This is a genomic window from uncultured Negativibacillus sp., assembly GCF_944388365.1.
Taxonomy (GTDB): domain Bacteria; phylum Bacillota; class Clostridia; order Oscillospirales; family Ruminococcaceae; genus Negativibacillus.
This window is the reverse complement of sequence record NZ_CALXIN010000058.1, coordinates 1-11505: the sequence shown is the minus strand read 5'-3', so window position 1 is coordinate 11505 and position 11505 is coordinate 1. Positions and strand designations below refer to the sequence as shown.

Here is an 11505-nt window from a genome sequence, read left to right as displayed (position 1 = left end):
TGGTAGGTGTCTTCCGGTTCCAGATAAACCGATGCTGGGAACATCATATTGGACAGCCAATCTTTCAGCTCCATGTCATCTCCCAGGCCTTTCAACAGGGTCTGGAACAGATGGTTGTGGGTATTGATAAATCCAGGGAAGATCACCTTGCCGGAAAAATCAAACACCTCGTCTGCATGGCTGTATTTTGCTTCCAGTTCCGCACTGTCGCCAATCGCAGCAATACGGTCATTTTCAATGGCGATTGCTCCATGATAGAAAATCTCCCGTTCAGGGTTTACTGTTACAATAACTGCATTTTTCAATAACTTCGTAATCATCAGGATAATCCCCTTTCTTACTAGTATTTTAGTTATTATATCTCTACCTTCGGTGCACATCTGCCAATATTTCGCGCGCAGCATTTTTCCAAAATGCAAATATCAGTGACTTGTCCCCGCCGTCCATAACAGACTAACAGATTCTGCCAGTGTACAAGTTTAAGCGATTCGATAAAGCTAGAGAGAAATCGAACCGCCTTCGAACAACGTCTTTGTTCGACCGGCATCTATTGCTTTGTGCGCTGTCAGGCAGGCACTAACAATCAAAAATTTGAAAATTTATCAAAAAAATAACACAAGAATTCCCAACCTTTGTGAAAGGTTGGCAAACTCTTGTGTCCTGAAAATCACATACACATATTATCGGCTCAATTCCAAACTGTCAATACGCTTGATAAAAAATCATCAAATTGCTGTCTTATTTTTTAGAGGAATATGCAATCTGACATAAAAAATGGAAAATTATGGAAAAAATCTCTTTTTCCCCACCCCTTTCCTCGATCCGCACAATTACCTGTCTCAATATGCCCCAGATTTTTTATACAGCAAAATAGAACTTTGTAAACTATTCTAAATTATTCGTCGTTCTCTCATCCTCAAAACATCGACACATGAATTTCACATACATAAAAAAAGCAGTGCTGCCGTAGCAGCACTGCTTTTTTATACGTTGTTCTGTTTACTTGATGGATTCCAGCAGGCCCTGATAGTTGAGCAGCCAGTTTTGATACATCAGCTCGGTTGCCTCCTGCAGATTTTTCTCGGACAGGGCGCGGATGATCTTCTGATGATCCGACACCGACTGCAGGCTGCGCTCCTTGTAGGCAAAGAAGTAGTTTTCAGCTTATGTACGTCGTAGAAGCAGAACCTGCAGCTTGTCTGTATAAAGGAGCCGTTGCTGGCGACGGCGAGATTCGCACCTGCGACGGCGAAATGCCGACCATCATGGCCGGACTGTGCTGCGGCGAGCCAAACATCACCTCCTGGGACATCCTGAAAAATCACGTCACTGCCTTCCTTGCCGTCGATGACAGCATCGCAAGAAAGGGTATGCGCATGCTCAATGCTCCTCTCAAGGGCGACCCACAGGTCATCTCGGGTGAATCCGGCGCTGCTGCTTTTGGTGCACTGGCAACCATCATGCAGGATGACTCCTATGCTCAGCTGCGTGAAGCTTTGAAGTTGGACAAGAATTCCCGCGTTCTGCTGTTCTCCACCGAGGGCGACACCGACCCGATCCGCTGGAGAAACATCATATGGAACGGTCTGGAAAAATAAACGAAACAGGAAAGAAGGAACAATCATGTCAATGCTGACTGACAAAAGAAGAGATGAACTGGTAGCCTTTACCCAGAAAATGATTCAGGCACCAAGCTACAGCGGACAGGAAAACAAGGTTGTGGAGGAGATGAAAGCTTTCTGTAATGCTCATCACTTCACCGATGTTTATGTGGACAAGTACGGCAACTGCATCTGCCACATCAAGGGCAGCAAGCCAGATCCAAAGATTCTGTTCGATGGACATATGGACACCGTTCCGGTCGGCGATCCTTCCACATGGGACCACGATCCATTTGCCGCTGAAATTGTGGACGGCAAAATGTACGGCCGCGGCACCTCGGATATGAAGGGCGCACTGTCCGCCATGCTGGCAGCTGCAAGCTACTATGCAGAGGACCTCAACTATGACTTCCCTGGTGACATCTATGTTGCAGGCGTTGTCCATGAGGAATGTTTTGAGGGCGTTGCTGCAAGAGAAATCAGCGCCTATGTCAAACCTGATTACGTCATCATCGGCGAAGCTTCCCAGCTGAATTGGCGAGCAGCTTGCCCGCGAAATGTACCTCGCCACCGACTGCATCATTCCCGTCGGCTATGTGACCATCCCCGAGGATCAGCTTAAACAGGCGTTTGCCTTCTGGAAGGAGGATATGTAATGAAATTGTTTGACCTGCACTGTGATACCATCGAAGAGCTGCGGGACCACGGAGAGGACTTTGCCCATCATCACCGTCAGTTTGACATCCAGGATATTCAGCATTGTGACGGCGGCGTCCAGACGATGGCAGTTTTTGTTCCTGACCATATTCGCGGACAGGCTGCCAAGGACTTTGTGGATGACTACTACCACTACATGAATGATGCTGTTTCCAAGGTCTCTCACCTTGCACAGATGGTGGAACAGGTTGGAGATATTCAGCGGATCACCTTCGAACACAAATGGGCGTTCCTTCGTTCCATCGAAAGCGGAGCCTGTTTCAATCAGGATTTGGATAACATCAATCACTTTGCTTCGCTCAACTTCAAGATGTGCGGCCTTGTATGGAACGGTCCCAACGAGCTGGGCTCCGGCCCAAACACCGAAGGCGGACTGACCGATTTCGGTAAAGCTGCTGTCAAGCGCATGGAGGAGGTCGGAATGATCGTCGATTGTTCCCACCTCAACGATGCGGGATTTCAGGATCTGCTGGAAATTGCAGAAAAGCCGTTTGTCGCCTCTCATTCAAATGTGCGCGCCTGCTGCAGCCACCCACGAAATCTGACCGATGCGCAGTTTACCGAAATCGTTCGTCGAAAAGGACTGTGCGGCGTCAATCTTTTCTCCAAATTCCTGGACGAGAACGATCAGCCGAGCAAGGAAAGCATCTTCCGCCACATCTACCACATGCTGAAGCTGGGCGGCGAAGATGTCATCGCCTGGGGCACCGACTATGACGGCGATATTACCATTGCCTCCGGTCTGGAACACCCCAGAGGCCTGATTCAATTTGCAGATTATCTGCTGCAAATGGGAATCGAACAGCGCATTATCGACAAACTCTACTTTGAAAATGCGTTCCGATTCTTTACAGAAAATATTCACTAAGCAATCCCCCTCCTCAATATACCCTTTTAGGAAAAAAAGCAGAGTGCCGTGACCGGCACTCTGCTTTTTTTCTGCACAAATTCTTTCCTATATATAATAGGAAGCAATTTGTCTTTTTTCTCTCTTTTCTTCCTTTTATATATGCTCTTTGCTTTTACCCGTAAGGAAACAGAACTGCGCCTCTTTTCTTCCTTTATATATGCTCTTTGCTTTTACCCGTAAGGAAACAAAACTGCTCCCCTTTCTTCCTTATTATATATACCCTCTGCTTTTTACCCGTAAGAGGAACAAAACTGCGTCTCTTTTCTTCCTTATTATATATGCCCTCTGCTTTTTACCCGTAAGAAAGTTCCTCTTTCCTTCTACATCAGCTCCATACCCTCATAGATGCCGCTCTACGCTGCCCTTTGATATAACCCTCAAAACAGATGCTCCTCTTGCTTGATGATCCTCAGCAGCATGAAAACACGCCCGTTGTCCTCTCCGTTTGGAGAGGACAACGGGCGTGTCTCTTTGAGTTATTCTGCCACTGCGTGCAGCAGGATTTCCTGTGCGTCCTGCTCGGTAAGTGCGGTATGATAGAACAGGTCGGAAAATTCGATGAGCGTTTGCTGGTCGAAGCTGTATTTTTCTGGATAGATCAGATTGCCCAGCCAGCTGATTCCGATCAGTCGGTTGACCGACGGCGGATCGCTGACAAAGTTAAATGGCGCTGTCGGGATTTTATAGACCTGACCATTTTTCACAGCATCCAGTGTGCTCCACATCTCATCCTGCAGGATCATCTGATAGGTGTCCTCCTGGTCGGTGATGATGACATCTGGATTCCAGAGCATCAGCTGTTCAAAGGAGATTTCACTGCCGCCGCCTTTGCTGTCCATCTGTGTGTCCGCTGCATTCTCTGCGCCGACCAGCTCCAGAATCTGTGCATGATACGAGCCCTTTGCATTGGTGGAAAGTCCGTTTTCACCCAGTGCCATGTAGACGCTCTTTTTCTCCTCCTCACCGATCTGTGCAGAGATTTCTTTGGCCTGCTCGATGGTCATTCTGGCGTATTCTTCCATGGTCGCTGCCGGTTCTTCTTCGCCCAGCAGGTCCTGAAGCATTGCATAGGTCTTATCATAGTTTTCCAGGTCTGCCTCGATAAAGACAACCGGAATACCGATCTGCTGCTGAAGTCCGTCCATGTCCGATGCGATGCTGTCCTTGTATTCTCCAATATCAATAATCACATCCGGGTCTGCCTTGAGCAGCGCTTCCATATTGAGGTTTGCATTCTTTCCGTAGAACTGTCCGAATTCGGTCATGTTCTGATACTTTTCGTCCAGATATTTCAGCTTTTCCTCCGAGAACTGGCGCGCCAATCCCACCATTTTATCTGGACAGACGGTAAACAGCACCATCTGCGCCGGCACACCGCTGGCTGCTACCTTGTCGATCTGGGTTGGAATCTCCACTTCACGGTCCGCCGAATCGACAAAGATTCTGGTCTCTGCCTCCTCCGGCTGCTCGGTTTCCTGGGTTGTCTGGGTTGTTTCTGTTGTTTGTGCATCAGCTGTGTTCTGTTCCTGATTTGACTGTGTCTGACAGCCGGTCAGCAGCATTACAGCTGCCAGCAAACATGGCAATACTCTTTTTAACATCTTCATTTTCTCTCTTTTCTTCCTTATTTATATATTATTGAAACGGGACACCCGTTTATAAGGCCACGCAGATCTTCTGCTGAAATTCTGAACAGTAGAACAGTCTGGTTGGAATCTGGTAAATTCTGCTGAGAATCTCCTCATCCAGACACTTGGCAGGCTCTCCCTGCACCGATATTTTTCCGTCCTCCAGCACAAGCACCTCATCCGCATAGGAAAACACATGCTGCGGATTGTGGGTGGACTGGATAATCAGATAGCCCTGGTGCGCCAGCTTTTGACACAGCTTCATCACCCGAACGCCGTTGCCAAAATCCAGGTTGGACGACGGCTCGTCCATCACCAGGATGCGGGTGTTCTGTGCAATCGCCCGCGCAATCAGCGCCATCTGCTTTTCGCCGCTGCTGATGTGGCAGAAATTCTGGTGGCGCAGGTGCAGCAGACCCACGCTTTCCAGCGCTTGCTCCACCCGCTGGACATGCTTTTTGCCTGGCATCTCAAACATTCCCAGCGACGGCGTCACTCCCATCAGCACCATATCCTGCACCGTATAGTTATAAGCCGGATGATAGCTTTGGGGAATATAGGCGATCTGTTTGGCAAGTTCCTTTTCCTCATACTCTTCCAGCGATTTGCCGTTGACCTCTATCCTTCCCTCGTAGCCTTTCAGCGAGCCAAGCAACAGCTGGAACAGGGTGGTCTTGCCCACGCCGTTTCTTCCCAGCACGCACAGCAGCTTTCCCTGTTCTGCCTGAAAGCTGATCGAGTCAAGAATTTTTCGGTCCGTATAGCCAAATCGAACCTCTCTCATACAAACTCCCAACAACAATCCCTCCTACTTCTGTCCATACTCCTGATTGTTGGATGTCACAATCAGATAGAGCAAAAACGGCGGTCAGGATTCCCAGCGGAATCTCGATGGTTGCAATCGTGCGCGCGACCGTATCCACCAGCAGCAGGTAGATCGCTCCCATCACCAGACTCATGGGAATGACGTGGCGATTGTCGCTTCCAACCAGCATCCTGGACAGATGCGGGATCACCAGACCCACCCAGCCGATCATTCCGCTGACCGACACTGCCGCCGAGGTAATCAGCGTTGCACAGCAGATAAAGATCAGGCGGGTCTTTTTAACCTGGATGCCCATGCTGCGCGCCTCGGCATCTCCCAGCGACAGCAGATTGATGCGCCAGCGCATCAGGACGATCGGTATCATGCCGGCAAGCATCGGTACGATCACCAGATAAACATCGCTGGGACGTGCCGAAGCCAGACTTCCCATCAGCCAATAGGTAATGGCAGGCAGTGTATCCATCGGGTCCGCCGCCAATTTAATATAGGAAACTCCCGCCGAAAACAGCGACCCGATCATGATGCCGCCCAGGATAAACCCAAGTTTCTTGCTGCCTTTGCAGTGCGCGCCCACAAAGTAGGTCAGATACACCGCCAGCAGTCCAAATGCAAAGGCGATCACCGAAATCCACACATAAGGCAGAGCAAACAACAGTCCCAAAGCAGCTCCAAAGCCTGCTCCCCAGGAAGCACCCAGCAGATCCGGCGAAACCATCGGGTTTTGGAACAGGCCCTGATAGGTTGCTCCTGCGCAGGACAGTCCGCTGCCGATCAGGATGCCCAAGAGGATGCGCGGCAGCCGCACCCGATACAGGATGGTGTCTGTATTGACATCGTACTGGAAGGCTGTATCAAACAGCCTGTTGGATATGGATTTGATCATGTCGAACGGTGTGACCGCATACTGACCGATGGAAATTGCGGCCAGCACAACGATGAGCAGCAGCACGATCATCGCCGAAAATTTGATTCGAAATTGTCTTTGTTCCTTCGTCTGCATTGTTCCAAAAAGCACTCCAATTTTTGCTTAATCTCCACTTGATTTTCCGTGGTACAGGTCAGCAGCTGACCATCTGTCTGCTGCATCCAGCCTCGCAGCTCTTCCGCCCGTTCCTGATGGACAGGAATCGAAACATGCTGCTGCATGTGCTGAAAGTTGCGCCGGCTCTTGAAGGTTCCCACGCAGGGAATCTGTGATTGCAGCACGGCGCAGACCGCATGGTAAAAGGCATCCACCTGCATCTCGATGCCGCCCAGCTCATCCATCACCACCACATCCGCCTGCATGGCATCCTGCAAAAACTGCTCTTCCCTTGCAAAGACGCTCAGGTCAGCGCTCCGGTGTTCCCTGCTGCCCTTTAGGAAAATTTGTTCCGGTGGTATCTGGGTGCGGTCGATGCGCTCCACACTGGAGGACACCCTGCGGACATCCTGCAGCGCAAACGCTAGCGTTTCACCCTGAACATCCACCAGCCGCACACTGACAAAGCCTGCCGCCTTCAGCGAAAGGCGGTGCAGCTCTTGCAGAATCATCGTGGTTTTGCCGATGCCCACATTTCCTTCTAAAAACAAATGCATGTCCTCATTCTCCGTCCTTTGCCTGCGGCGGCAGCTGTTTTACCGCAAAATAACGCTCAAACGTCTGCTCTGCAAATTGCTGTATCTGTTGATTGTACTCCCGAAACGCCTGCAAAAAGCCGACGCCCTCCGGCGTGATTTCCGCCTTTCCGCCGCTGCTGCCGCCGTGATAGCGATACGCCAGCAGGATACCAAGCTCTTCCTCGGCGCAGTTGAGAATACGCAGTGCCTTGCTGTAAGACATTCCCATGTTGCGGGCCGCGTTTTTGATCGACCCACAGACCAGAATATGGGAGAGCAGCTCCTCCACGCCTGGCCCAAAAAAGATTCTGTCCTTCATCAGACGCACAACGATTCTGGGTTTCAATACCCTTCTCTCCTTCCGCTTGTCCGTCTGTATTACAGATACTTTGCTCGGTAGGCGATGATCTCTGCCGCTACGCTCACTGCAATCTCCGCCGGTGTTTCTGCCAAAATATCCAGTCCGATCGGCATGTGGCAGTGTGCGATCTCCTCGGCAGTGAAGCTTTTTTCCAGCAGACTGCTGGTCAAAAACTCAATCTTTTTGCGGCTGCCCATCATTCCCAGATAGAACGGATGGCAAGGCAGAACCTGCTCCAAAACCACGCGGTCGCTCTGGTGGGTGTTGGTCATCACTACGACATAGTCCTGGCTGGTGATCTGTAAATGCTGTCCAATCTCTGTATAGGGCAGACAGTACACCTCGTCCGCTGTCGGAAACAGCTGTGCATTGGCAAGCTCCTGACGCGGGTCAACCAGAATGGTGTGAAAACCGAGGTGGGACATCAGTGGAATGACCTCCTGTCCCACATGGCCGGCACCAAAGACATACAGCGCCGCACTGGAGGAGATTTTTTCGATGTAATACTCCTTGCCGTCGCGCTGGAGAATCACCGGCTTGGCGCTCTTATCTGTTCCCAGAGTCTGGCCGCCGATGTCCAGTACATTTGTTCGATCCTCGGACAGATTGATGCACAGCCAGGCGTCCTTTCTCTGCCGGATACAGCTGCAAATATTGCAAAACAGCTGTATCGTCTGCTCATCCGGCTGCAGATACTGCATCAGCACGCGGATGTCTCCGCCGCAGGTCATCGCTGCATTGCCGCCGCGTTCCAGTCCAAAGCAGACCTCGCCTGCCTCTTTGCTTTCAAATAATGCGTCTGCCTGACGTGCTGCCAGATACTCCGCACGTCCGCCGCCGATGGTTCCGATCATCCTCCGGTCGGGAGTGACAAACATTCTTGCACCGGCTCCTCTGGGTGTCGAGCCGCCGGCTGCCACCACCGTCAGCAGCACTGCCGGCTGACCGCCTTGCAGATGCTGCAGCAACGCTTCAAAAATATCTTTCAATGTTGTTCTTCCTCCTGTTTGGAATACTTTTTCAAAACTACTCGCAAGCCGTTTTATCCCGCTGCCAAGCGGTTTCAGCTGCGGCAGAATGCAGCTTTGGAGTTATTTTTCAAAACAACTCGCCGGTCAAAAAAAGAAAAACTACTGCGCCATCATCTTTGCGACGATCACTTCCAGAACGCCGCCGCCGATGGCTCTCGCCTTGTCCGACACAGTGTCGATCAGCTTTCTGTCACAGCGCGGATCAATGTCGCCGCACTTCATGTTGGGATATACCGGCAGTCCCTCCTGAAGCATGCCGCGAACCATGCCGTCCATCTGCGCATAGACTGGCGTCTGATCGCAGTAAGCCACCGTCTGACCTGCTTTAACAAAGTCGCCGATCTGTGCCGCCGGATGGAAGATGCCCTCTGCAGAGGCGCGCACCAGACGTTGAATCGAATAGCCTTCGATGTTCCCTGGAACACCTGTATTGGGAATGGCTGCTCCCTCGGTGATAACTCTGCCCAGAAAATGGCCGCGTTTGCTTTCGATGACGGCATGACAGTCCACACCTGCTGTAAAGCCTGGACCAACGCCGATGACAAGCGCTGCATCCTGGATGGTCGTTCCCGTATTATGCTTTGCAAGAACCGCATCGACCAACACATCCGCATGATAGATTTCCTTGTCTGCAAGCTGCGGATCAATCCGCACCGGAATCTTCCTTTGCTGCAATGCAGCTTCCATCTCCTCGATGCTGTCGACCAGGAATCATTCTATACCTCCCAGGCAGCCGGATTTGTCGTACACTGCCTGTGAAAAAGCGACCGTCTTACGGATGGTGGTAGGCTGTGCAATCTCGGTCATCATCACCGAAAATCCTGCCGCATGCAGACGGCAGGCGATTCCCGATGCAAGGTCTCCTGCCCCTTTAATCAAAACTCTCATCGTCTGTCCCCTTTTTTCCGCCAAACAGAGTGAAGATTTCTCACTCTGTTTGGCGGAAAATATGTTCCTGTTTTATCGTTTCATAAATTTTCCCGTCGGTTGTTCTGCAATCACCCGATGGTCCTTGACAACCTGCTTGCCCCTTAAAAAGACGCTTTCGATGAGAACTCTGGAAGCCATTCCTTCAAAAGGAGTATAGTCGGTTTTCTGCACCGAGGTATCTGCGGTGATGGTGTGCGGATGCTGCAGATCCACCATCAGAATGTCTGCATCGCTGCCCTGTGCCAGAACGCCCTTCTGCGGATACATTCCAAAAATCCGCACCGGATTGGTGGCAAGCTTTTTGGACAGCTCCACCAGCGACAGTCCGTGCAGGATGCCATAGGTCAGCATCAGCTCGACGCGGTGCTCCACACCTGGAATGCCGTTTGGAATCTGGGTAAAGTCCTCTTTTTCCAAGCGCCTTCTGTTCATGGAAGGTAAAGGAGTAGTGGTCGGTGCTGACCGTATCAATGACCTGGTTTACAAGTCCTTCCCACAGTGCCTGCTGATCCTGCGGCTTTCTCAGCGGAGGCGACATCACATATTTTGCCGCCTCAAAATCAGGGAGATGATACAGGCTGTCGTCCAGCAGCAAATAGTGCGGACAGGTTTCGGCAAAGACGTTCTGTCCTCTCCTCTTTGCATCCGCAATCACCTGCACCGCTTCGTTGGTGCTGACGTGGACCAGATAGACCGTCACACCTGTCATCGCCGCAAAGTCGAGCACGCGGGAAATTGCTTCCTTTTCCACCAGATTGGGACGGGACAGCGAATGAAATGCCACATTGGCAGCGTCTGTCTTTTTGTACTTCTGCTGCAAATAGTCCAGCACCTCGCCGTTTTCGCAGTGGACGCAGAGAACTGCGCCCATCCGCTGCAAACATTCCATCATCTGATACAGCTGGGTATCATCGACACCCATCACTCCTTTGCAGGCGGTGTATGCCTTGAAGGAGGAGATGCCCTGCGCCATCATCTGACGAACCTGTTCCTCCATGCCGTCCTTCCAGCAGGCCAGCGTCATGTGAAATCCATAGTCACAATAGCTGTTGCCGTCCGCCTTTTTGTGCCAGGTCTCCAGTCCTTCGGCAAGGCAGTCCGGCTGCACACATTCTGCAATGTCGATCACCGTGGTGGTTCCGCCGGTGATTGCCGCATAGGATGCACTTGCAAAATCGTCCACCGTATTGCAGTTTGCCGCCGGCATGTCAAAATGGGTGTGCACATCCACTCCGCCTGGGAACAGATATTTGCCGCTGGCGTCCACCACCTCTTCCTCCGGAAACGGTGTCAGCTCCGGAGCAATCTGGCTGATCTTGCCGTCGGTAATTCTGAGGTCGGCCTGACGCAGACCGTCCTCCTGTACAAGGAACCCTCTTTTTATCAGCATCGTTTCTACCAGCTTTCCCGGGATGATTATTTTGTGTTGAGCTTAAATTCGATGGATTTTCTCTCCAGCTCCAGATCTTCCTCGGTCTGCTCTGCCAGGGTCGCTGTCAGCGCCTTGGTCGGGCAAACATCCAGACACAGTCCGCAGTATCTGCACTTGGTGGTGTCCAGCTTCATCTCAGGGAATTCCACCTTTCGTGCGTCGTAGCAGCAGACTGTTTCACACTTCTTGCAGCCGATACATTTTTTGCTGCCGTCCTCGCGATATGGCTCAAAGTTGAAATTGAGCTTGGAGACGTGCTCCTTCTTCGGGAAGTTTTTCAGCGCCGCACGGTTTACCTGTGCTACCGAATCGTAGCCCAGCGATGCCAGACGTTTGGACAGGTCATAGCACATCTTTTCAATGTACTCTACACCTTTGAGGATACCGACTGTGCAGACGCCGGCTCCCATTGCACCTGCCATCATATATTCGATTGCATTGTCGGCTTCCATAACGCCGCCCGATGCATA

General features: G+C 51.2%; 12 protein-coding genes and 3 pseudogenes. 3 read left to right on the top strand and 12 right to left on the bottom strand.

All coding sequences use genetic code 11. The features are described from left to right. Nucleotides 1-320: amidohydrolase family protein (locus Q0L39_RS08210; protein ID WP_296628247.1), on the bottom strand; the 320-nt coding region annotated here is incomplete at its 3' end. An 843-nt stretch (nt 321-1163) separates the two neighbouring features. On the opposite strand from Q0L39_RS08210, the pseudogene Q0L39_RS08205 reads away from it, so the two are divergent. From Q0L39_RS08205 to Q0L39_RS08195, 3 genes and pseudogenes are all read left to right on the top strand, one after another. Further along, nucleotides 1164-1598 (top strand): annotated as a pseudogene (locus tag Q0L39_RS08205) (diaminopropionate ammonia-lyase); the annotation flags it as partial. 25 nt (nt 1599-1623) lie between these two features. Then, a pseudogene (locus Q0L39_RS08200) lies at nt 1624-2136 on the top strand (M20/M25/M40 family metallo-hydrolase); the annotation flags it as partial. Nucleotides 2137-2256: 120 nt separating this feature from the next. Continuing rightward, a complete protein-coding gene (locus tag Q0L39_RS08195; RefSeq protein WP_296628246.1) occupies nt 2257-3186 on the top strand; it encodes a membrane dipeptidase in 930 nt (309 codons plus the stop codon). Nucleotides 3187-3704: 518 nt separating this feature from the next. On the opposite strand, the gene Q0L39_RS08190 is transcribed toward Q0L39_RS08195, so the two are convergent. The 11 genes and pseudogenes from Q0L39_RS08190 to Q0L39_RS08150 form a co-directional block, all read right to left on the bottom strand. Next, the gene (locus Q0L39_RS08190; RefSeq protein WP_296628244.1) at nt 3705-4829 is read right to left on the bottom strand and encodes an ABC transporter substrate-binding protein; all 1125 of its coding nucleotides are present in this window, start codon (nt 4827-4829) and stop codon (nt 3705-3707) included. 55 nt (nt 4830-4884) lie between these two features. Beyond that, a complete protein-coding gene (locus Q0L39_RS08185; RefSeq protein WP_296628242.1) occupies nt 4885-5652 on the bottom strand; it encodes an ABC transporter ATP-binding protein in 768 nt (255 codons plus the stop codon). Then, nucleotides 5597-6682 (bottom strand): iron ABC transporter permease, encoded by a 1086-nt coding sequence (locus tag Q0L39_RS08180; RefSeq protein ID WP_296628240.1) that lies wholly within the window; start codon nt 6680-6682, stop codon nt 5597-5599. Before Q0L39_RS08180 ends, Q0L39_RS08185 begins: the two co-directional genes overlap by 56 nt. After that, complete coding sequence (locus Q0L39_RS08175; RefSeq protein WP_296628238.1) at nt 6634-7260, bottom strand: nucleoside-triphosphatase; 627 nt, start codon at nt 7258-7260, stop codon at nt 6634-6636. Before Q0L39_RS08175 ends, Q0L39_RS08180 begins: the two co-directional genes overlap by 49 nt. Nucleotides 7261-7264: 4 nt before the next feature. Further along, the gene (locus Q0L39_RS08170; RefSeq protein ID WP_296628237.1) at nt 7265-7627 is read right to left on the bottom strand and encodes a LysR family transcriptional regulator; all 363 of its coding nucleotides are present in this window, start codon (nt 7625-7627) and stop codon (nt 7265-7267) included. A 32-nt stretch (nt 7628-7659) separates the two neighbouring features. Continuing rightward, nucleotides 7660-8631 (bottom strand): XdhC/CoxI family protein, encoded by a 972-nt coding sequence (locus Q0L39_RS08165; protein WP_296628236.1) that lies wholly within the window; start codon nt 8629-8631, stop codon nt 7660-7662. A 141-nt stretch (nt 8632-8772) separates the two neighbouring features. Further along, nucleotides 8773-9369, bottom strand: coding sequence for a selenium-dependent molybdenum cofactor biosynthesis protein YqeB (yqeB, locus tag Q0L39_RS08160; protein ID WP_366916353.1), 597 nt, complete (start codon nt 9367-9369; stop codon nt 8773-8775). A gap of 15 nt (nt 9370-9384) precedes the next feature. Next, nucleotides 9385-9561 (bottom strand): hypothetical protein, encoded by a 177-nt coding sequence (locus tag Q0L39_RS11660; RefSeq protein WP_366916352.1) that lies wholly within the window; start codon nt 9559-9561, stop codon nt 9385-9387. 72 nt (nt 9562-9633) lie between these two features. Further along, nucleotides 9634-9954 (bottom strand): amidohydrolase family protein, encoded by a 321-nt coding sequence (locus tag Q0L39_RS11655; protein WP_366916351.1) that lies wholly within the window; start codon nt 9952-9954, stop codon nt 9634-9636. Between the two features lie 109 nt (nt 9955-10063). Further along, nucleotides 10064-10993: pseudogene (locus tag Q0L39_RS08155) on the bottom strand (amidohydrolase family protein); the annotation flags it as partial. 26 nt (nt 10994-11019) lie between these two features. Then, nucleotides 11020-11505: 4Fe-4S binding protein (locus Q0L39_RS08150; RefSeq protein ID WP_296628233.1), on the bottom strand; the 486-nt coding region annotated here is incomplete at its 5' end.

Bases quoted from the DNA above. Each gene is read 5' to 3' on its own strand.
- Q0L39_RS08195 (WP_296628246.1), top strand. From the start codon at position 2,257: ATGAAATTGTTTGACCTGCACTGTGATACCATCGAAGAGCTGCGGGAC.
- Q0L39_RS08175 (WP_296628238.1), bottom strand. From the start codon at position 7,260: ATGCATTTGTTTTTAGAAGGAAATGTGGGCATCGGCAAAACCACGATG.
- Q0L39_RS11660 (WP_366916352.1), bottom strand. From the start codon at position 9,561: ATGAGAGTTTTGATTAAAGGGGCAGGAGACCTTGCATCGGGAATCGCC.
- Q0L39_RS11655 (WP_366916351.1), bottom strand. From the start codon at position 9,954: ATGCTGACCTATGGCATCCTGCACGGACTGTCGCTGGTGGAGCTGTCC.
- Q0L39_RS08180 (WP_296628240.1), bottom strand. From the start codon at position 6,682: ATGCAGACGAAGGAACAAAGACAATTTCGAATCAAATTTTCGGCGATG.
- Q0L39_RS08190 (WP_296628244.1), bottom strand. From the start codon at position 4,829: ATGTTAAAAAGAGTATTGCCATGTTTGCTGGCAGCTGTAATGCTGCTG.